Consider the following 20,937-nt stretch of genomic DNA (forward strand, 5'->3'; position numbering starts at 1 on the left):
AATAATGCTCCTATACTTACCCAAAGCCGCTTTTAAATTTGATTTGGGTGTTTTATCTGAAGAAGCTTTGCTGGGTTTAGTCACAATTTTCATCTTGATATCCGTTCGATTCGCTAAGATAGCGTTTTGACATTATAGCTGGTTGCGTTGACTGGAAGGGCTTTATCGTCCAGAATAGCATAGGTAAGGTATGTTCAGCTACAACCCACAAAAAAAGCGGACGCCTTAACGCCCGCTAACTCCTTTTTTACACAGTTCTCTTCTCTCTATGCCACCGCCTTGGCAAACATGCCCAGCCGCTCCCGCAGCAAATAGCCGCTTACGTCGGTGCGGAGGGTGCCTTGCGAATTGTAGGCTTTTAACTCGGAGGGCAGGGTGGCGTATTTGGCCAGCGCGTTGTACCAGGCGGTGCGGTCCATGTAGGGGGCCAGCAGGATACGCGCCTGGCTCAACGCCCGGTGCTGCCGGGGCGACCAGATAGGCCGGTTCCGGTAAACAGCGCCGTGACCCGTCAGCAGGTCGGGGAGGACCTGGGGTGGAGCCAGCGGCACCAGCTCGGCCAGTAAATAAAGTCCCAGCTCCACATTGAGCAGTCGGTTGGCTACCATGCCGGGTAGCGCATGCCGAAAGCGCAGCCGGGTTGCCAGCGGCTCCTGCCAGTGAAGAAGACTGGCAAGGGCCGGGCGGGTAACACGGGGGGCGGAGAGAAGAGTGTTCATTGTCGTAGTAGTTGTTTACTGTTCCTGTTGTTGAATCAAATTTACTACTACAAGAACGTAACCTTTTTACGTTGTTCTCTTTTTCTCAAAAATATTTCAAATTATTTCCGGGCTTCACTTTCGCTCCTACTTTCACAAAAAACAAAAACAGATGCAGGCAGGTCCGAATAGTTCGCCTGCCTGCATCTGCCAGAAAAAGGACGATAGCGAGTCGCATCACTGCATCGAAAAGGCGGCTCTGGGAAAACGAAATATCCGATACGTGCCATTGTCGTCGATGGTCCAGTTCTCCCACAAACTGATGACGAACAGCCATTGTGATACGTCGGCCTGGCGGGCTTCGTAGCCACGTCGGCGCAGGGCATTCTTCACGGCCAGAGTAGTCGTACTGCCTTCGGCCAGAATAAGCGAGGTGGCGGTGAACCGCACGACCAGCGGGTCTAGTTTTTTGCGTTGTAATTCCATCTTACCCCTTGATTTTGACAATGTACCGAACCGTACACTGCGCCGGGTTGTACACAATGAATTCGTTCTTCTGCAGGCTGACCCCCTGTTTGGCAAATACGGAATCATACTGCGGGCCGAGTTGCTTCAGGGCGTTGCCATCCAGTTGCATGTGGCTGGGTTCGTGTTTCGTCAGCTCCAGCTGCTCACCGACATGTACTTCATAAATAGCCAGATACCCTTCTGACTGCCGACCGTTGGCCCATACCGAGCCGTTCAGCGAGGTGTAGTTGATCGATTTGCTGAACTGGTCGGCGAAGTAGATGCCGTAGCCAAACATCTTGCCCGTAATGACGGCATTGGCCGGACGCAGCAACAGCCCCGTTTTCAGAATAGACAGCCAGTTCTCGCTGCGGCTTCCGTGCCAGAGTGCCATGGTTTTCCGATTCGTCTGTTGACGCACATAGGCGTCGAAAGCGGCATCGGTAGCCGCGTGGCGGACGCTGAAGGCGGCTTCAAACTTGAAAACGTCGGTGCCCATCATACGCTTGATCAGCTTGATGACATGCGCATCGGTTACCGGCTCGATGGCCAGGTTCAGACTGTCCAGCAGTGTTGGCTGGGGCTGGTCAGCGGAGGTTTCTTCGGGGGCCAGCTCAACCTGACCGCGCATTACATCGAGGGTAGACTGCTCTTCGGCGAGGTGGTCGCGGAGGGGTTGTAGCTCTTCGGCCGACTGGGGCGATGCCCCGGCCAGATGCTCCCCTACTTTACTCATCCGACGGGGTATAACCCTGAATAGCTCAAGCAATTTGACGTTGTAGGCCGCCGTATCCATATTGACCGCCAGTAGGTCGGCCAGTTCGTCGAGCAGTTGCTGGGCGTTTTCAACCTGTTTGCGGGTTACCTCCTGAGCCGTAACGACATAGTTCTGGAAAATAGACTGTTTCGCTAAATCCAGAAGCCGTGCCATCAGACTCCGGACCTCCGGATTGGCAATGGTGCTGGCATCCGTTTCGAGCCGGGTGGTGGCAAAGAGGTGGGTTTGGTCGGTGTAGCCCTTCGATTTTTTCTCGCGGACTTTCCGTTCCCACTGCGCCATTGGATGAACCGATTTACTTCGGAAACCACCTACGCGGCCATAGTGGGCTTCGAAGGTGCCATTTTCCTTCTCCCGCATTTCATAGTATTTGTTGTTGTTCTCGGCCGTTACCATCATGAGTTTTATGGTACGCAGGTGCCGGATTGGCTGCGAAGCCAAAACGGGTTCGGCCGTAGAGGGCATAGGGCGGGAGGTTTGCAGGAGAGCGGCTGGTGCAGACTGCCCCCACACCCGTTGTAACAACTGATTTAGCATGGTCATCGTGAAAAGTAGTCAGGGAGGGTTAACAGACCCAGACGGTACCGGATCAGACCCTGAATGAAGGGTTAGGGTTGAGTTTAAGCCAGCATTTTGCGTAAAACGCCGAGCCGATTCCGCGAGAAACCCACGGTCTTTTCGGAGAAATGACTGTAATCGCGGCTGAGGTCGAAGGCCAGACGATGGGTCGGCGCAGCGGCATAGGCATCTAAAAGGGCTTCCCAGTGTAGACTATTGGCGAAGTGAGACAATAAAAGTCGTCCCCGGTTGAGGTATTTCTTTTGCTTGGGCGACAGGCTGGGCCAGCGGGTGTCATCATGCCGGAGCAGGGCCGGTAGCTCCGTTGGCGAAGCGGAGGGCTGTACCTGCTGAAGCAGAAACAGACCCAGTTCGAGGTCAACTAATTGCCGGGTCGAGAGCGACGGGCGGGGCGTGTAAGCCGGGGTGTTTGAGTCGGGACGCTGTGTATGAGTCATGATATAGTCTATGTATTGTCCGGTTCAAAACTATATCCATCAAAACGTAATCTATTTACGGTCTTCTTTTTATTTGAAAAATATTTTCCTCTACTTTGCTCATCTAAACATGGGGCACACGGAGATTCGCACAGAGGGTACAAAGGTATTTTCTGCGTGTACTTGTGTGAGCCTCCGTCTTCACTGTGTTGAAAAAATATTCCCATGCCTATAACCCGCTCCGCTTTTCAGCGCTACCGGCTCATTGATGAGATCATCAGCCGATACCCCCGCCGGTATTCCAAACAACGGCTGTTTGAACTGTGCCAGGATAAGTGCGGCATCCGGTCCATTTCGTCGCTCGAAAAAGACATTCAGCGGATGCGCGAAGACCACGATGCACCCATCGAATACGACAAACGCGCGAACGGCTATTATTACAGCAATCCGCAGTTTCGGCTGCTGAATCTGATGCTGGCCCCCGAGGACATGGAAGCGCTCGACTACGCCCGCGAAGTATTGGCGGCTACGCAGGGGGCCACCGTTGCCGATGAATTGACCAATGCCCTACAAAAAGTGCGGCAGAGTCTGGACATTATCCACGAGGTACGAAGCGACGACCGGGGTGGCCCGGCGGCATCGCGTCGGATTGTGTATGTCGAAGAGAAGATTCTGGGCGGAAACCGTCAGTTTGTACCGATCCTGATTCGGGCTGTGAACCAGAGCCGACAGGTAGCGTTTCGTTATCTGAAATACGAGGATGTGGTGCAGGCCACGAATAAAAAGACACCCCGCAAAAGCAAAGCCACCAGCGCATCGGTTATTCCGGCCGAACGCCCTAAGTTACGTATCCTTCACCCGATCCTGCTGCGCGAAGTGGCCGACAGCTGGTATGTGATTGGGTATGATGCCGTGAGCGGTGGCGAGAAAACCTTCGCCCTCGACCGCATGAGCGAACTCGAGCTGCTGGACGATCCCTGCGATGTGCCCCCAGCCATTCTCGCCAACGTGAGCGACCTGTTCGAACACATCTACGGCATCACCGACAGCCACGGCCCGGTCGAGAACATTGTGCTGTCGTTTTCGCCTTTGTTCGGTCAATACGTGAAAGCCAAACCGATTCACCAGACGCAGGAAGTCCTGAGCGATACCGAAACCGAATGTGTTGTGCGGTTGCGTTTGGCTCCCAACCGAGATCTGCTCATGCACCTGCGTAGCTACGGTGAACACTTAACGGTGCTGGAGCCCGCCAGTCTGGTGCAGGAAATCAAGGCATCGCTGGAGGCCACGCTGAGCCGCTATTCTTTATAAAATAAATGGCACGCGGATCATACAGATTAAGCGGATTACTAAGGATTTAGATCGATGAAGTCCGTTTAATCTGTACAATCAGCGTGCTATATTTGACCATGCACACATTCACTACCATCCTTCAAAAGTTTGACGAGAAAGGCGAGAAAACCGGATGGACCTACATCGACATCCCGCTCGATGTTACGGAAACTCTCAAGCCCGGCCAAAAAACGTCCTTCCGTGTCAAGGGAAGTCTGGACAAGTACGCTATTGCCCTGGTTGCGCTGCTGCCCATGGGAAAATCAGGCGACCGTGAGGGCGGGTTCATCATGCCCATCAACGCCACCATGCGCCGGGGTATTCGCAAAGAAGCGGGTGCAACGGTTCGCGTAACGCTGGCCGTCGACGACTCGCCCATGCCCCTCTCCGCCGATCTGCTGGCCTGCCTGGACGACGACCCGGCTGCAAAGGCGTTCTTTCAGACATTAGCCAGAGGCCATCAGGTGTATTTCAGCAACTGGATCGAAGACGCAAAAACCATCACAACAAAAACAAAACGCTTAACCCAGGCCGTCATGGGATTGAGCATGGGTTTAGGATTCGGAGAAATGATCCGGTATTTCAAGAAGTAAAGCTTAAAAGTTGACGATTTTGCAGTCTCTGTTTCCAGCTGTATGAATCTATATGGCATTTATCTGCTTGGACTAAAATCTCATTAGTTACTAAAATTTGTTTACCGATAAATAAAAAAGTTAACTAATAGTATACGTAACAAAACAAATACACATATTTTTATATCTATAATAACAACCTACTAACAGGGGATTTGTACTTATTCACAGACCAATTTCAGCATAATTCATTCCCGCTTCCATTTTTTATAAATCTATTAGCTATATAGGTATGATTGATATGATGAGTAACTGACAGCTATGTACTCAACTATACAGCACCCTATAACTAAACGCTTAGCTAATCAATCCAATTCTTTTTATGAAACACCTCTTATACATGTTACTGCTGGCATTGCCAGTTGTTGCCACAGCCCAGAATGGTTCCCTCGCTGGTGCTACCCAGGCGACTCGCCCCTTACCACCTTATAGACCTGGTTTTGCCTTAATGTTCTCGGCAGGGTCTACGGGAGGAGGAGTTGCTGTGGGTTATTCAATCAATCGATCAGTCGCCGTTCGGGTTGGGGCAAATCTGTTTAATTACGACGGTACGTTGAAAAGCGGGAAAGACACGGACGACATACAAATTGGTTTCGACTATAGTGTTAAGCTGAAGAACGCCGATTTGATGGTTGATCTGTATCCGTTTAAACGGTCGGGATTCCGGATAACAGGCGGGGCCTATTACAATATTAACACGGTTACTTTTTTTGGAAAACCAACGAAAGACGTAAAGTTCAACGATACCGTCTTCACGATCGATGAGGTTGGCACGCTGGATGGTAAAGCAGATTTCAATAAGGTGGCGCCTTATGTTGGCCTGGGTTTTGGCAATCCCTACACACGCAAACGACTGAAATTCATGGTCGATATCGGGTTCTTTTATCAGCAATCGCCCCAGGTAACATTCAGAACGACCGGCATGCTCGAACCCTCGTCCGACCAGGGAGCGGTGATTCAAAAAAATCTTGAGCCACTAAAATACTATCCTGTTGTGAATCTGGGCCTTTCCTACAAGCTGTAAACACATTTTACATCATCAGTCTTCAAAAGAATACCATGAAAAAAGTTATGCATCAGTCTGCACACGTTTTCTCCAGGAATTTGCTGCTTCTGGCCATCCTGGGTATGGTTATGGGCTGCCAGGCCATAAAAGATATTGGCAATGTCAAACCATTTGATGGGATTGTCTATAAGCTGAACTACCAGCCCGCCAAAACGCAGGTACAGGGGCTAGTGCTGGATGCGAAAACGAACGAGCCGCTGCAAATTCCGATTAAAGTGGCTATTCTGGGCAAGGATGCTGGTCGTACAATCACCTTTGCCGGTAAAGCGCAGACTGTTTATACGGCCCCGAAAGGGGACTTGTTTATCGGGTTGAAAGGAGCAGAGCCGACTGTGTCCGCTCCGGCCGAACTACGGGTGGTTGTAAATGCCGATGGTTATGTAGCCTCCAGCATCAACCTGACACTTACTAAATCGCTGAACAATCCGTTTACCATTCGGCTGGTGAAGCTCAATGCAACGCCAGCGGGCGTAGCCGCCCAGACTGCCACCGCCACCGCTTCAACATCAGGAGCGTTAACGACCAATAAGCTTATCGAGGTAACTGTTCCAGCAGCTGCAACAGCATCGACCCTGCCAATGAGTGTTTCGCTGTCGGCAAACACAGTAATGAAAGATGATAAAGGCCAGCCAGTGAAAGGAAGCATTACAGCTTCTGTAGTGGCTTACTCTGGTCAAAGTCAGGATGCTTTACAAACCTTTCCGGGCGGTTTATCGGCACCCGTCGTTAAAAATGCACAGGGAGCCAGTAATGTTATCGGCCGATTTGCCCCGGTAAGTTTCGTATTTATCGAGATCAGAAACAGCAGCGGACAGGTCGTATCGACCTTTAGCCAGCCGGTAACTGTGCAGATGGGTATACCTTCGGGCGTTTATAACCCGCAAACCAAACAGGCGCTAAAAAGCGGTGATGAGCTGGAGGTGTATAGCTACAACGAAAATACTGGCGACTGGACGTATGAGCGTAATGCAAGTGTTCGTCAGCAAGGAAGTTCACTGGTTGCCGATGTCCCGATCACGCATCTATCCGGCTATGCCCTGACAACCGAACGCCCTGCCGATGGCTGTAGTCAAGTATTTAAGATTGCTAATCTTCCGGCCAATTATTCATATATAGCTGAATTGATTGTCTACGATGGTGCTAATCAGGACCATGCACTGGTTCTTGAGCGGACAGGTTCTTTGTTGGGCGATCAGTTTGCGCTGACACTCGATAACAGTCAGCGCTATGAGGTGGCTATTCTGGACCCGTTGAGTGGTACTATAATTGGTCGTTCAGGACAGTTTACAAATGCCTGTAGTGGTGGAGCCAGTGCTGTCAGCTCCATTATTATTACACCGCCTACCGATAGAATCAACGCCCACTTTACGGTAAAGGCCGTTTGTGAAAATGGAAAGAACATTGAAGTGTATCCAACCACAACTGTATACTACCAGGAAGCAGGGAGCAATTCGACCGATAAGGCAGGTGTAACGTTTGTCGATGGGAAAGGAACGCTGACAGGGCTGAAACCTAATACGAACTACAACGCAATTGTTTACTACGAAGGGACTTTCTCCGAAAGCTTTAACTCCGGACCAGCCGATTCTGACCGAACCCTGATGTACGTTTTGAAGGACAACGTTAGCGTCTGTAATCAGTAATTAACCTAAGGCCGGGCTTGCTGCTGCGGACAATCTAAAGCGCTGGCTTTTTGCCAAACGACGACGCTGCTCCGGACTTTATCGTATCTGAACAGCATAAAAAAACTCAACTTACTACCTTAACGGGGGGAGTTGAGTTTTTTTGTGCTGGTATGTTTATCTAAAGACATTTTAATTGAACGGCACCACCAGTTTTAGGCAAATATTCCGGCCCATGCCGTACATGCCCAGATGTCCGTTGGGCGATTGGTTGAAATACTCGAAGTACTTTAACCGGCTAAGGTTCGACTGATACGCCACATCGAACAGGTTATTGACCTGGAATATGACGTGCAACGCGGGTTTGTCTTTGCTGACATGTAGCTGCGCATCAGCACCGGCATTGACTAGGGTGAAGCCAGCCGTAGCCGTTTCTGTATCGTTCAGCCCAAGGAAACGGTCCTGCCGGGCGTTGTGTTCAACATCCGCTTTCAGGGTAAGGTCTGACAACCACCTGCGTTTCAGCGGGAGCGTCTGGCTAATGCCAGTGGTCACGCGCAGGGGTGGAATAAACGGCAGGTACTCGCCGTTGACGCCCGCATCCGTATATCGGCTTCCCCGGTTATAGCCATACACTACTGCCAGGCTGTTATCAAAGCTAAAGCCCCGCCACGTTGTAGGGTGCAGACTTACCTGCGTTTCCAGACCATACAATTGGGCCGATGACTGCTGGTACTGGTACGTTTTGTTGCCCGGAACAATCACCACCGGCTCGCCCTGCGCATCGACCAATTGCGTCAGGGATATGTAATTCTGGATAAAGTTGTTGAATACGCTGACGCCGAAATTGATGTCGGGGAAGGTAGCGGTGAGGCCAATGTCCTGCTGTAAGCTGAATTCCGGATTGAAATTTCGGTTGCCGATGTATACGATACGCGCACCGGGATCAAGACCGTTGGAGGCAATTTCCGTAATGCTCGGCGCGCGGTATCCACGGGCAATATTTGCTTTCAGCGCCAGTCTCTCCGAGAACTCATAGGTCACCCCCATACTCATGGAAATACCCGTGAACGACTGTTTCAAGCTGGGAAATTGAAGGGTGGCTCCGGCAGTATCTGGTAAAAAAGCGCGTTTGTCGAAGCCGGTTTTTGGGTCGACGCCTACGTAAAAATCATCGCCGGTCAGGTGGCGGTTGTCGTAGCGAAGGCCACCGCTCAGGGTGAGTTTGTCAGCCTGGTATTTCAGAAAGACGAACGTGCCGACATCGAAGAGTTTATAGTCCGGAATTGGGAAGGCCGTACCGTTCTTATTCTTGTTGGATTGAGCCATCCCGTTTACGCCCACTGTTGTTGCCAGTCGCCCTACGTTCGGCAGGTTGTACCGTACGCCATAGTTCAGGGTGTTTAGGCGGACGTACAACCCCGGCTGGTTGGGTTGAGTGGGATGGTTGAACTCCCGCCGAACATTCTGCTGAAACGCCAGCAATACGTCCAGTTCGCCATTGCCGATCTGGTAATGATTATTCGTGTGCAGCCGGTAATGCTGAATATGCTGAATCAACGGGCTAAGCCGATAGGACGATAACTCGCTGGCAGGCACGATGGGTCGGTTCTTGATGTTGTCCAGGTCCGATTCGAACACCTGACGGGTGAACTGGCGGCTCAGCGAGTCGCGGCTTCCGTCGGGAATACCCTGCAAATTGTCGTAGAGCGAAGCCCCGAAACGCGAATAGCCCTGGTGGCCCGAATAGCCCAGCATGGTGGTGAGCGTTCGTTCCGAAAAGCCGGTGTTGTACACCCGGCCGTCAACTTTATTCTGGTAGTTAGTAGCCGCCCGTATGGACCCGCGCATATTCCAGGCCCAGCGCGACCCACCGGAGGCCAGACTGATTGATTCGCCCAGGAGCCGGTTGTTCGACTGGTATTCGGTCACGACACCTACTTTCAGCTTGCCTTCGGTGTCTTTTGGATAGATCGGCATCATGCTCACAACACCCGCCAGGGCGTCGGAACCGTACATCAGGCTGGCCGGGCCTTTGATGACCTCGGCCCGGTCGATGTGGTAATTGTCAACTTCAACGCCGTGCTCATCTCCCCATTGCTGGCCCTCCTGCCGAACTCCATCGTAGAGCGTCAGTACGCGGTTGTAGCCCAATCCTCGAATGAAGGGTTTGGAAATATTGGGGCCGGTTTTCACGGCTGTTAGTCCGGGCGCGTTTTTCACCAGTACGTCGATGATGTTGCTGCTGGTTGTACTCTCAATGGCGCGTCGCGAGATGGCCAGAATAGCCACCGGGTTCTGTTTCATGAGCGTTCCCCGCGTTACGCCCGTTACCACCACTTCATTCAGGGCGTTAACGATGGGTAGTAGCGTTACGTCATATACGTCGGTGCCAGGGCTGATCTGTACCGTATCGGATTTGAAGCCGACGCAGGAAATAATCAGGTTGCGCACCATTGAATCGGCTTTGATGGACAACGAATATTGCCCACGAGCGTCGGTGATAGCGCCTTTGTTTTGCCCAATCAGATTGATGGTGCCGAAGGGAACAGGTTTTCGGCTGTCGGCGTCGGTTACCGAGCCACGAATAACTCGGTTTGGCGCGGGTTGTGTATACGCCAGTTTGCCGGTTAGCGCAAGGCTAATCAGTACTAAAAATGATTTCATTCAGGGTGTTGCGTTTGGTTGAGTACTCCAATGGAATACAGCAAAAATCACCGACAGGAAAATCGATGTATGCTAATCAGGAAGTTACCAAACGATGGGAGGGCCCCGGTGGGAGAAGCAGAAGAAACGAAGGCTAGAACGAAATGTCTGAAATCGATCCCAGAAAACAGATTGTTGCTGGCTGCGCAGTAGAAAGAGAAACGCAAAAAAAGCACTGACAACAACGGGCAGATGAGCGGCCAGGTCGAGCAGTAAAATCTCCTGGGCCGTGTGCGTATTCGGTAAAATCGGCCCTTTGCCGAACGGCCAGTAAGGGTGAGCGTGGACAATCAGCCGACCATCAGACAACCGGTGCGCATGGCGAAACACCACGCCGTTGAGCCATATGGTCAGGAACAGACCAAATAGCAAACGGGCTACGCGAAACCGATGAGCATGGAGCCACTCGATCATCTCTGTGCTGACGGGGTGTTAATCAGGGTGTCAAACTTTCGATCAAATATACACGCAACAGCCTCATCTGGATTTAGATTTCCCTAAAAAAAAGCGGCCAATTGAGTTTGTGGCCGCTGGGGAAAATGTAAGAAATGCGTTGTCTGCTTAGTTTGAGCCGGGTACTGAAAGCGTTTGCCCCCAGGATGCCCGTTCCGCATCGGTCCATAAGTCCGGGAAAAAGATGATCAGTTGCTTCTGGGGCGGCAGATATGATTGCCAGTTGGTGCCACCCGTTGCCTGAATATCCTGCGGCTCCTTATGCAGATACTGCACCGCCGACCGCAGATGCGCCAGTTTCCAGCGAACGTTGACCCGCCAGTCGTACTCGCGCAGAGCCGCTGCCAGTTCAGCGCTGCTTTCACCTGCAGCAGCCAGGGACCGGTAGCGTTGATACAGATTTTTGGCTTCGTACTCTTCGGCTAAGCGGACAAGCTGCGCCCGGTAATGATGATCGAACTGGCGGAGGGTCAGCGTTTTTTTTCGGGTGGCGAGTTCGGTAACGCCCTGCTTCCAGTAAATAAATTCGTATAGGCCTGGGCTATAGGCCGGTTCCGATGGAGCGCCGGTTAGCAGGCTTCGAAAATCGGTCGATACGATTTCAATTTGCCGAAACTGCACCGACTGAAAGCCGCTCGACGGCAACAGCGCCATCCGGAATTTAAGAAACTGCTCGCGTTCCATGCCCATGATCATCACGCTGAATGACTCTTCCAGCAAGGCAAAATACCGGTTAATACGCTGCATCCGCGCCAGAAAGAAGGCGTCAGTAAGCGGTTCGGCATGGGAAATCTGGTCAATTTCGTGCAGAATCAGTTTAAAGTACAGCTCCGTAATCTGGTGATAGGTCACGAAGATCAGCTCATCGGGATAGGCTGTTTTCGGGTTTTGGAGCGACAGCAGGGTTTCGAGGTGAATGTAATCCCAGTAAGTCAGGTAATCGGCCTGGAGCAGTCCCTCGAGGTAAGACGTCATGTCCTGCCCCATAGCGGCAAATTTCTGCTCCAGTTGGTTAAGCTTGTCGGTGAGTGATTCGTGCATGAAGGTGTTGTTTGGAATAGGGTGTAAATGTCGCACCGGGAAAACTTCTTTGCGAACTTTGATCGAACCTTTGCGACCTTTGCAGGTATTCGCCAAAATGGCTCAACAGAATTACGATGACTATAGAAAATAAAACCATTATTATTTCGGGGGCGTCGCGCGGTATTGGTCGGGCAACGGCCTTGCTGCTGGCTCAACATGGTGCGAATGTGGTGGTTACCGCTCGTAGTGCCGATGACCTGAAGCAACTCGAAAAAGATGCCGCCGAGGGGCACGTCCGGGGTAAAGTCGTTGCCGTTGCTGGTGACGTAGCCAGCGAATCCGATATGGCAGCTGTGGTAAAAACGGCGCTGGATCAGTTTGGTCGGATCGACGTCGTGATCAATAATGCGGGCTACGGCGTTTTCAAAAACGTCGATGAAATTACCGTCGAGGAATGGGATGCCCTCATGGCTACCAACGTAAAAGGTACGTTTGTACTAACCAAAGCCGCCTTGCCCACGTTGAAAGCACAGGGATCAGGCCATATTGTTGTCGTAGCCTCGGACGTCGCCAAGCGTACTTTTGCCGGTGGCTCGCTGTATACCGCCAGCAAATACGCGCAGGAAGCCTTTATGGGTGCGCTTCGCAAAGAAGTGCGCTCGTTCGGCATCAAAGTGACGGGCGTGTACTCGGGCCTTGTCGACTCGCATTTTCACGAGAAAGGCCACGGTCACGAAACATCGAAAGGCTGGCTGCAAAGCGAAGACATGGCCGAGTCGATGCTCTTCATCGTGAGCCGTCCCGCCCACGTTGTGATCGACGAGTTCATGGTGCACCCGCTGGTGCAGGAGTATTGATTTGAGGGAGAAAAGGGGAGGTGTGGGACGAAGGGGAACTTCATCGCACTCCTCCCTTTTTTGCATTATTGGGCTTGCCTTTTTAAGATTTCCCGCTCAAAAAATTCGCGCTGCTCTTTTGGTAGTTCGTAAAGGGCTTTTTCTTCCTTGCCAAACACCACCCGGCGATAGGTACTGACGTAGGTCGAAATAATCTCAAATCCAGCGCGTCCTTGTAGCCAGGTTTCTAGGTCGATGAGTTCGGGTTCGGTGGCGGTTTGAGTTTGGAGGTAACTTATGACTGTTTCTCCTAAGTTTTTAGTAGCATCATTATCTATCGTTTCTATATTGATAGCTTTTTCGTAGGCTTTAATGGCTTCAATGTAAGCTCCTAATTTTACATAAGTGCTCCCTAAATTATTCCAAGCTGTGTGTTTATCTGGCTTTACGGAAATTGCCTTTAAATAACAGTTAACCGCCTGCTTATAGTCACCCTGTTGGGTAAATGTATTCCCTAAATTATACCATGCCGCATCATCTAATGCATTGATTTTAAGTGCTTGCTGATAGGCAACTATCGCTTGGCCGTGATTGCCCATATCATCGTAAGTAACGCCTAAGTTGCACCATGCGGCATCGTTGTTTGGCTTTATTTCAATTGTTTTTTTGTAAGCAGTAATAGCTTGCTCATACTGGGCTTGCTTATAGTATGAGATTCCTAAATTGTACCAAGCCTCGTATTTGTCTGGCTTTAACTCAATGGCTTTCTGATAAGCTATAATTGCCTCAAAATCCTCACCCAAATTACTATAGCTAACTCCTAAGTTATACCAAGCTGAGTCGCTCGGTTTAAGGTCGATAGACTTTTGAAAAGCATAAACAGCTTGTTCGTACTGGTCTTGCTTTCCATAGGCACTTCCCAGATTATACCAAGTCCACACGAAGTCTGGCTTTATCTGAATTGCCTGTGAGTAAACCTTGATGGCTTCATCATAATCGTCTTGATCAAAGTATGCATTACCTAAAAAATACCAAGCCCATTCAAAATCTGGCTTTATTCGAATTGCATGTAAGTAAGCTTCAATAGCTTGAGTATATTCATTGCATTTAGCATATGCGTAGCCTAATCCATTCCAAGCTATTTCAGAGTTAGATTTCATCTGAATTGCGTTTTGAAAAGCTTCAATAGCTAAAATATAATTACCTTGTTTGATGTGATTGTTACCAAATTCAATTTGCTCCTGAATTTTTATCGATATATCCTTATGAACACTCCCCAACTCCTCCTGCACCTTCAAGGCCCGCTCACGAGCCTCTATCTCATAATATAATTTCTGCTTTTTCAGCGGTTCGACTTCGGTTTGATATAGACTTTCAAAGCGGAATTTTTGACTTTTAATCTCATCATGAGAATAATACAGTGCCAGAAAATCAATAAACAAGGCGGTAACACCTTCACGCTGTTCACCAATCTCGATGGCAATACGTAACAGCGGCTCCGATACATCGTAGAGTTTGTTGCGTTTGTCCGTCGGGTCGGGTAGGGCGTCAATTAGGTGTTGGCGTTGGAGTTCACTGAGTTGCTTGGTGAGGGATGTGGTGGCGATGAAGCAGTTTTTGCCGATGTCGGTGCCTTTTTGCGGGATTTTTGCCAGTGCCAGATAGTATAGGATTTTCTGCTGCTGGGCGGGTAAAAACCGGATGAACGTCTCGTAATAGGGCTTGAGATCGTTCATGGTTTTCATAAAAATTACGGAGAGGTCGGCTAAGCTATCCGCTTTTAAAAACTCATAGAACGTAACCAGAAGCCGGTGGTTTCCTTTTACTAACTCATGAATTGCCCGCACTTGCGCCTGTCCTTTTCCGGCCAGATGCTCAATCATGGTCGCATTATTCTCAATCTGAGCAAGGCTTCTTAATAACTCCAGCGACTCCTCATAGGTAAGTTTTTTAAGCGTGATTGTGGAGAAGAAACCGTAAAATGGACGGTCTTCGCGGCCCAGGTCAGGGCTGGTAGCCTGAGAGGTTGCTATAATGCTGATTCGGTTATGCCTGTAAAGCCAGGCCCGTAGTTTCGATTGTCCCTCTTTATTTAACGCTTCCAGGATGGAGTCAAAATTTTCGCTTAAAATCAGTAGAGGCTTGTCGCCAACATAGTCGCTGATAATGGTTTCGGCTACATACTCCTGGCGGCTTTCGGGGGTCTCGCGCAGGATGTTCAGTTGGGTTTCCAACGTTGCCCGGTCTGCATCATACCAGCGCATAAACGCGTTGATGACGCGAATCAGGAAGTCGAGATAGCCAGAAATACCATATTCTTCCTCGGCAAAGTAAGAGACAACAATGGCCCGTGATTGCACAAGATCATTTACCCGGTAATACAAGACCCGAAGCATGTGCGTTTTGCCTGCACCGCGAGGTCCTATAATGAACACCTGATGGTTTACGCCGTTTTGTGCAATTTCCCGTACATACTGCTCCAGTAAACTTACCGTCTTCTGGCGGCCTATCAGCATTTTTTCCAGAATGTCGGGCTTAACGTTTTTAGCGCCAAAACTCAGAAATGTACTGATGCCTTTGTTTCCTATGCTTTGTTGAGTTTCCACCACTGTTTAATGAGGTTATATTTGAATTGGTAGTGTCTTGCCCCGTTCTCAATTTTTCGAATCAGATATTGTTCTTTCCATAGTGTTTCCAAAGCATCCAGGAGTTGTGCTTTGTTGTCTGTTGCTATATGCTGTTGCAGGTCGTTTTCGGATGTAAAGTCAGCCTGATGCGCTAACTGATTTAATATCGCAATCATCCGTTCAGCTTTTTGAGACTCGTAATAAATGCCAATTCGCTGGTATAATTGGTTAAACACCTTTGCTTCGTCCGGGTCGTTCAGTAGGCTCTCCTGAGCTTTATTAATCGTACTGTCGCTTATCTCACCGTTATGGTGCGACTGAATAAGCTGGAAAATTGTGTTGATATAAAAGGGTAAGTTTTCGGCGAATCGGTGAATGCGCTGATAGAGTTCAGTAGCATCACTTGGGTATGTAAACCCAGATAAGGCCAGGCATTGACATAAAAATAACGCGTCTGCGTCATTCATGGGGTCTAACCGAAACGATTTTGTATCGTTAAACGGCTCGCCTGTATAGTTATGCTTCCGACGTAGCCGATCCAGAACAACCTGCATACCAACCGAGCCACAAACTACAAATCGGATATGTCCCTGCTCTTTCAAGTCAATGCGCAAATTCCGGAATAAGTCCAGGAGTTCGATGGCATCCTGTGATTTGCCATTTTCCAGCCAATCCCAGAGCATTACGGGAAACTCATCAAGTACTAATGTCAGTATTTCACCATCTTTTCGGGTACGAGCTGCTAAATCTTTGATACAAGCAGTTAATGCATCTTTCCATTTGGTTTTAAATTCGGGAAGCTTAAACGTGACTTCCTGAATTTTTACCTCAGCGGGCTTAAACGTATTGTAAAGATTTTTTATACCATGCCATCCAACCTTAAGTATGCCTAATCTTTCTTTTTTGCGTAGCGTATCCAGTAAAACATCCGTTAATTCAGTAACGTCTTTCACCCCTTGAAGCATGAAATAAATCACCTTGTTAGGATCATCATTTGCTACACTGAGGTATTCCAGTTTCTGAACCAGCAACGTTTTGCCCATACGCCGAAACTCTTCTATGGTTACGCTTTGGGCTATAAGTAGTGTGCCTAATTGTTTTAGTTCTTTATCACGGCCAACTATTTTGTCAGGTGGAATCGTGCCGACGGTTGGGGAAAGTACATAAGGACTCATAAGGCTTTACCTATTTCTAATCAAATATAAGACAAATTCATCGTAAGATAAAAATATCTTGAGATAGATTTATCTTACGATGAATTTGTCCAAAGGATGGCCAAGATTATAATAGTTCCTACACTGAACGTATGCGTTGGACTAGAATAATCAGTGGATAGCACATCCACAGGGAAAACGAACCTGCTTCCCCAGACGTGGATTAACTTTAGTTCGGGCAAGGGCCGATTTGGGAATGAACGCAAGATGCCCCGAGCCAGATACTTCGGTGGTGGCTACGGGTTGCCCATAACGGGCGTAGAAGGCCTGTACGCAGGCTTTGGGGAGCAAATCGGTACACAAATTTATGCCTGCGAAATCATTGAGTTCGTAAAAACGGTCGAAAAAAGCCCACTGTTGGGCGGTGAAACAGGTTGTCAGGTGGTGAGCTTTCATGAAATCAGGCTTGTTGGCAGGTTCCAGAAGCCGGGGCCAGCCCGCTTTGATGAATGATTGTAGCTGACTTTCGTGCAGTCGACCAAAATACTGCCCGATGGTTTTCTTACCGTGGAATCGCTTGAGTGTATATAGTAAATTGTTGCGCTCGTAAAGCGGACATAGACCGGTTTCGCCCCCCATGCCATTACCACCAATCACGCAAAATGGCCAGTCCAGGATCGCTTCGCCGGGTTGCTGACGGATTCGGTTCATATATGATTCGAACGAGGCCGGGAAATAATAGGGCTTCCAGTCATACCTGAATTGGTATACCACACTACTTTCCAGCGTGCCAATGAGCAGCAGGGGCAGCCACAGGAAGCGTGGCACGTTTGTGGGTATGTGCATGGCAAGTACAGCGGCAATGACCGGATAGACGAGGGTTACCCTCGATGCATGACGGTTAAACTGGCACCAGGGAAAAATCCGTAACGTTGGTACGTGAATAGGATGGTAAAAAACGTGCAGGACAAAGAAAATAGCTAAGGGGACGTACGCCAGCCGAACGGATTTTGGGGTGTACCAGAAACCGGCAGCAGCCAGGCCGAGAACCAGCCAGCCTGGACTCCCGCCACCATAGCCTTCGGCCATATCACGCAGCCGGATAGTCCATACAGCGTCGAGCGCATTGAAACCGGGAAGGTAGGGTATTAACAGGCGAAGAGGGTGCATCCAGCCATGCCCGCCCGCGAACCGATCGACGAACACAAATGCATTGGCATTCTGAATCACGCCGATCAGTATGGGAACGTAAAAAAAAACCAGGGCAACAATCACCAGCACTAGGCTGACCGATTCAACCGGACGCCATTGGCCGGGCCAGGTGCGCACGATAGTACGCAGGTAAATATAGGGCGACGGTCCGGACGACTTACTGAACGTTCGATAGCTGAGCAGGGCCGTGATGAATAAGGCGCTTAACGTAAACGAGCTAAGTGCATAGCCAAGAATATAACCCACATCCAGCCCCAGGCAAAGGGTTAGCAGCAACACTTTTAATAAGACCAGTCTCAGCGATACAGCCTGCGTTAAAACCACCCGCCGAACAAGCAGAAAGTCGGTCAGCACGCTTAACACCATCCAGTGAATGGTACTATAGGCAAAGTGCCCCGGGTATTTGTTGAGCGCATAGAAGTTAAGGAAAGAGACCAGAAGCCCGGCCAGCCAGGCACGGCGTTTGCCATAATCGGCCTGTAGTAAAAGGTAGGTGCCTGCACTGGATATCAATAGGCTTAACAAGTAATAGATGTTTAGCCAGGGGCCCATGCCGAAGAGCGAATAACATATCCCGTACCACATGTTTGACTCCAGCGCCCACCCCTGAAATGCATGATTGGTGCCGTACGGAAAAAAGGTTTGATCACCGACCAGATTTAAGTGGGGCAGGGGTGTAAACGTTAGATTCTCCAGCACATAATACCCCATATACTCCCATTGATCTGTATCGCCGGGGAGTACTTCAGCCAGCGGTCCCGAAAAATTCTTTACGAAGAAAAGGCCGTATAAGCAGGTAAGTAGTGCATACAGACCAATACCTAGTGACTTATTGACGGTTAACAGTTGGGGTGTAGAGGCAGCGTTTGTTTTAAAGGAGGTAGATTGCATTCAATTGAAATGAATCGTTATGGTTAAATTAGTGACGCTGGGTTCGCTAAGTAGAAGGTAGTAGGTAGGCCGATTTCGATTCCTGGTCCGTAAGACCGGCGGAGTATTAATTTTTTCTGAACTCTCGTGTATTTGTTGGTTATTAATTGAGTATAAATTGCAAATTAAGTAGGTATTTTTCATAAATTGATATTAAGCGTGTGGGCGGGTTTTAAACGGCAAGGTGCATCCTGCAAAAAGTCCGCATTCGTCATGCTCCAGCTTGTTATGTGCCCCGTACTATGGCGCGATATCCGCTAAAGCAGTAAGCTTTTCCAAGGGTGTCCTTCCTTGATTTATATCAAATGAGCACAAAAAATGAAGGTTACCTTGTTTATCGTCGTTCTTTCGCTTCTCCAGGTCCACTTAAGTGCACAATCGCCTGTCAGGGCACGTAAACAGCCTGCTTCAAAACGGTATTTTGGGCTTCACTTCGATTTTCATGCCGGTAGCAATGACTCGCTAATTGGACGAAACCTGTCGGAACGTGGACTTGATTCACTATTGACGGCCGTTAAACCCGATTTTATTCAGATCGACTGCAAAGGACATCCCGGCGTGTCGAGTTACCCTTCAAAGGTGGCCAATGCGACCGTAGCGCCACATATTGTTAAAGACCCTCTGGCATTCTACCGGGCCGTTACACGAAAGCATGGCATTGGGTTATACTTACATTACTCGGGGGTATACGACGATGCTGTACTGGCCAAACACCCCGGCTGGGCGGCCGTGAAAGCCGATGGCTCCATGAATATGTCAAAAACATCTGTTCACGGCCCCTATATCGACTCGCTGTTGATTCCGCAACTCAACGAACTGGCCGATTATGGTGCCGATGGCGTATGGGTCGATGGAGAGTGCTGGGCAACGGTGCTGGATTATTCACCAGCCGCTCTGGCGAAATTCCGGGCCGAAACGGGGGTTCAAACGGTGCCACGGTCGACGAAAGACGCTGGCTATGGAGCATTCAACGAGTTTGCCCGGCGGTCGTTCGTCCGGTACATAGGGCAGTATGTCGATGCGGTTCATCGTCACCAACCCACGTTTCGGATAGCGTCGAACTGGGCCTATTCGTCTATGATGCCCGAACCCATCACAACAACTGTTGATTATCTGTCAGGCGATCTGACGCCAAGTAACAGTGTAAATTCGGCCGCGCTGGAAGGGCGCGTTATGGCCGCACAGGGCCAGCTTTATCAAAAGCCCTGGGATCTGATGTCGTGGAGCTTCTGGTACGAATTCAACCCGGTACAGCGGCAGGGCGATCAGAAGTCGGCGGTACATCTGATGCAGGAAGCGGCCGAAATCATTGCACTCGGCGGTGGATTTCAGGCCTATTACCAGCAAAGCCGGGATGCGGCCCTGCCCCGGCGCGAACTGCCGGCTATGGCTGCGCTAAGCCGGTTTGTACGGGCAAGGCAACCCTTTTGCGAGGGCAGTACGCCCATACCGCAGATTGCCATGCTGTATACCAACACGACCGTTCGGGCGTTTAACCAGTCGCTGTTCGGGAATGGGCAAACGCACCGAATTAGCGGAGTGCTGACCGCACTGCTGGATGCTCAGCTGCCCGTTGAGGTACTGGCCGAGCACCATCTGCGCGGGCGATTAAGTCAATATCCCATCATTGTGGTATCGCAGCAGGATTCGCTCGACCCGGCGTTCCGGCGTGAACTACTCAACTACGCCCGTCAGGGTGGTCATCTGTTGCTGATCGGTGCCAAAACAACCCGGTCGTTTGCCCATGAGCTGGGCGTTGGGCCAATGGAAGAGAGTTCGGCTGGTCCGAAATGGGTGTTGAACAACGGCGCGTCGATTGTGCTGACCGGCCCGTTTCTGCCCGTGCGCATTACCAGCCCGGCCACAAAGACCATCGGGAACTTCCTTCAATCGGAAGCGGGTGGCCCGATATCTGGAGTTATCGCTACAGAAACGCAGTTTGGTGAAGGAAAACTGACGGCTGTCTACGCCGACCTGAGCCGGGATTACGAAAAGCATCAATCCGCTAAACTGCGTGATTTTATCGCGTCACTCACTCGGCCATTACTCCCCAATCCGGTGGTTGAGGTAAACGGCTCTCATCTGGTACACGTTGTCCTGAACCGGCAACGCGACCGGCTGGCGGTGAACCTGATCAATACCGGCGGTCATCACGCCAATCCGCAGGTTTTTACGTACGACGAAGTGCCACCCCTGACTAACCTCACCGTTCGGCTTCGTCTGGATAAGAAACCCCGGCGCATCGTTCAGCAACCCGAAAACAGGGTTTTGCCCGTTCGCTATGACAGAGGTGTTGCCACCGTAACCGTGCCAGAGCTGGCGTTGCATTCGGTTTTGGTGGTTGAATGAAGTAGGCAGGCTGGCAT

At 50.1% G+C, this 20,937-nt stretch carries 16 protein-coding genes; 6 read left to right on the forward strand and 10 right to left on the reverse strand.

Annotation, left to right across the window (positions count from 1 at the left end):
• Positions 1 to 266: 266 nt before the first annotated feature.
• The 4 genes from NT073_RS07855 to NT073_RS07870 form a co-directional block, all read right to left on the reverse strand.
• Entirely contained in the window at positions 267 to 719 is a 453-nt protein-coding gene (locus NT073_RS07855; RefSeq protein WP_297371345.1) for a hypothetical protein, read from the reverse strand.
• Positions 720 to 935: 216 nt separating this feature from the next.
• Entirely contained in the window at positions 936 to 1,184 is a 249-nt protein-coding gene (locus NT073_RS07860; protein ID WP_297371348.1) for a hypothetical protein, read from the reverse strand.
• A gap of 1 nt (position 1,185) precedes the next feature.
• Positions 1,186 to 2,526, reverse strand: a complete 1,341-nt coding sequence (locus tag NT073_RS07865; RefSeq protein WP_297371351.1) for an ADP-ribose polymerase — start codon at positions 2,524 to 2,526, stop codon at positions 1,186 to 1,188.
• Between the two features lie 77 nt (positions 2,527 to 2,603).
• Positions 2,604 to 2,999 carry a hypothetical protein gene (locus tag NT073_RS07870; protein ID WP_297371355.1) on the reverse strand — a complete coding sequence of 132 codons (396 nt, stop codon included), beginning with the start codon at positions 2,997 to 2,999 and terminating at the stop codon, positions 2,604 to 2,606.
• 204 nt (positions 3,000 to 3,203) lie between these two features.
• Here NT073_RS07870 and NT073_RS07875 point away from each other — a divergent pair, with 204 nt between their 5' ends.
• The 4 genes from NT073_RS07875 (at position 3,204) to NT073_RS07890 (ending at position 7,651) form a co-directional block, all read left to right on the forward strand.
• Positions 3,204 to 4,289 (forward strand): WYL domain-containing protein, encoded by a 1,086-nt coding sequence (locus NT073_RS07875; protein WP_297371358.1) that lies wholly within the window; start codon positions 3,204 to 3,206, stop codon positions 4,287 to 4,289.
• A gap of 98 nt (positions 4,290 to 4,387) precedes the next feature.
• On the forward strand, positions 4,388 to 4,903 hold the full coding sequence (locus tag NT073_RS07880; RefSeq protein WP_297371361.1) for a YdeI/OmpD-associated family protein: 516 nt from the start codon (positions 4,388 to 4,390) through the stop codon (positions 4,901 to 4,903).
• A 361-nt stretch (positions 4,904 to 5,264) separates the two neighbouring features.
• Complete coding sequence (locus tag NT073_RS07885) at positions 5,265 to 5,966, forward strand: hypothetical protein (protein WP_297371365.1); 702 nt, start codon at positions 5,265 to 5,267, stop codon at positions 5,964 to 5,966.
• A gap of 47 nt (positions 5,967 to 6,013) precedes the next feature.
• Entirely contained in the window at positions 6,014 to 7,651 is a 1,638-nt protein-coding gene (locus tag NT073_RS07890; RefSeq protein ID WP_297371368.1) for a hypothetical protein, read from the forward strand.
• A gap of 171 nt (positions 7,652 to 7,822) precedes the next feature.
• On the opposite strand, the gene NT073_RS07895 is transcribed toward NT073_RS07890, so the two are convergent.
• From NT073_RS07895 to NT073_RS07905, 3 genes are all read right to left on the reverse strand, one after another.
• Positions 7,823 to 10,297 carry a TonB-dependent receptor gene (locus tag NT073_RS07895; protein WP_297371374.1) on the reverse strand — a complete coding sequence of 825 codons (2,475 nt, stop codon included), beginning with the start codon at positions 10,295 to 10,297 and terminating at the stop codon, positions 7,823 to 7,825.
• Positions 10,298 to 10,381: 84 nt separating this feature from the next.
• Entirely contained in the window at positions 10,382 to 10,750 is a 369-nt protein-coding gene (locus NT073_RS07900; protein WP_297371377.1) for a hypothetical protein, read from the reverse strand.
• Between the two features lie 147 nt (positions 10,751 to 10,897).
• A complete protein-coding gene (locus NT073_RS07905; protein ID WP_297371382.1) occupies positions 10,898 to 11,830 on the reverse strand; it encodes a tryptophan 2,3-dioxygenase family protein in 933 nt (310 codons plus the stop codon).
• Between the two features lie 116 nt (positions 11,831 to 11,946).
• Between NT073_RS07905 and NT073_RS07910 the strand changes: the two genes are divergently transcribed.
• Entirely contained in the window at positions 11,947 to 12,669 is a 723-nt protein-coding gene (locus NT073_RS07910; protein ID WP_366107232.1) for an SDR family oxidoreductase, read from the forward strand.
• Positions 12,670 to 12,734: 65 nt separating this feature from the next.
• Here NT073_RS07910 and NT073_RS07915 read toward each other — a convergent pair whose 3' ends face one another.
• The 3 genes from NT073_RS07915 to NT073_RS07925 form a co-directional block, all read right to left on the reverse strand.
• Complete coding sequence (locus NT073_RS07915) at positions 12,735 to 15,254, reverse strand: ATP-binding protein (protein ID WP_297371386.1); 2,520 nt, start codon at positions 15,252 to 15,254, stop codon at positions 12,735 to 12,737.
• Positions 15,233 to 16,450 carry a hypothetical protein gene (locus NT073_RS07920; protein WP_297371389.1) on the reverse strand — a complete coding sequence of 406 codons (1,218 nt, stop codon included), beginning with the start codon at positions 16,448 to 16,450 and terminating at the stop codon, positions 15,233 to 15,235. The genes NT073_RS07915 and NT073_RS07920 overlap by 22 nt, the downstream gene beginning before the upstream one ends.
• 150 nt (positions 16,451 to 16,600) lie before the next feature.
• On the reverse strand, positions 16,601 to 18,532 hold the full coding sequence (locus NT073_RS07925) for a hypothetical protein (RefSeq protein WP_297371392.1): 1,932 nt from the start codon (positions 18,530 to 18,532) through the stop codon (positions 16,601 to 16,603).
• Positions 18,533 to 18,889: 357 nt separating this feature from the next.
• Between NT073_RS07925 and NT073_RS07930 the strand changes: the two genes are divergently transcribed.
• The gene (locus NT073_RS07930; protein WP_297371395.1) at positions 18,890 to 20,920 is read left to right on the forward strand and encodes an alpha-amylase family protein; all 2,031 of its coding nucleotides are present in this window, start codon (positions 18,890 to 18,892) and stop codon (positions 20,918 to 20,920) included.
• Positions 20,921 to 20,937 lie beyond the last annotated feature (17 nt).

The sequence above is a fragment of the Spirosoma sp. genome, from assembly GCF_026391055.1.
In the GTDB taxonomy this organism is placed as follows: domain Bacteria; phylum Bacteroidota; class Bacteroidia; order Cytophagales; family Spirosomataceae; genus Spirosoma.

Excerpts from the sequence above, each read along its gene's own strand:
- NT073_RS07855 (WP_297371345.1), bottom strand. The coding sequence starts at position 719 with ATGAACACTCTTCTCTCCGCCCCCCGTGTTACCCGCCCGGCCCTTGCC.
- NT073_RS07860 (WP_297371348.1), bottom strand. The coding sequence starts at position 1,184 with ATGGAATTACAACGCAAAAAACTAGACCCGCTGGTCGTGCGGTTCACC.
- NT073_RS07865 (WP_297371351.1), bottom strand. The coding sequence starts at position 2,526 with ATGACCATGCTAAATCAGTTGTTACAACGGGTGTGGGGGCAGTCTGCA.
- NT073_RS07870 (WP_297371355.1), bottom strand. The coding sequence starts at position 2,999 with ATGACTCATACACAGCGTCCCGACTCAAACACCCCGGCTTACACGCCC.
- NT073_RS07875 (WP_297371358.1), top strand. The coding sequence starts at position 3,204 with ATGCCTATAACCCGCTCCGCTTTTCAGCGCTACCGGCTCATTGATGAG.
- NT073_RS07880 (WP_297371361.1), top strand. The coding sequence starts at position 4,388 with ATGCACACATTCACTACCATCCTTCAAAAGTTTGACGAGAAAGGCGAG.
- NT073_RS07885 (WP_297371365.1), top strand. The coding sequence starts at position 5,265 with ATGAAACACCTCTTATACATGTTACTGCTGGCATTGCCAGTTGTTGCC.
- NT073_RS07890 (WP_297371368.1), top strand. The coding sequence starts at position 6,014 with ATGCATCAGTCTGCACACGTTTTCTCCAGGAATTTGCTGCTTCTGGCC.
- NT073_RS07895 (WP_297371374.1), bottom strand. The coding sequence starts at position 10,297 with ATGAAATCATTTTTAGTACTGATTAGCCTTGCGCTAACCGGCAAACTG.
- NT073_RS07900 (WP_297371377.1), bottom strand. The coding sequence starts at position 10,750 with ATGATCGAGTGGCTCCATGCTCATCGGTTTCGCGTAGCCCGTTTGCTA.
- NT073_RS07905 (WP_297371382.1), bottom strand. The coding sequence starts at position 11,830 with ATGCACGAATCACTCACCGACAAGCTTAACCAACTGGAGCAGAAATTT.
- NT073_RS07910 (WP_366107232.1), top strand. The coding sequence starts at position 11,947 with ATGACTATAGAAAATAAAACCATTATTATTTCGGGGGCGTCGCGCGGT.
- NT073_RS07920 (WP_297371389.1), bottom strand. The coding sequence starts at position 16,450 with ATGAGTCCTTATGTACTTTCCCCAACCGTCGGCACGATTCCACCTGAC.
- NT073_RS07925 (WP_297371392.1), bottom strand. The coding sequence starts at position 18,532 with ATGCAATCTACCTCCTTTAAAACAAACGCTGCCTCTACACCCCAACTG.
- NT073_RS07930 (WP_297371395.1), top strand. The coding sequence starts at position 18,890 with ATGAAGGTTACCTTGTTTATCGTCGTTCTTTCGCTTCTCCAGGTCCAC.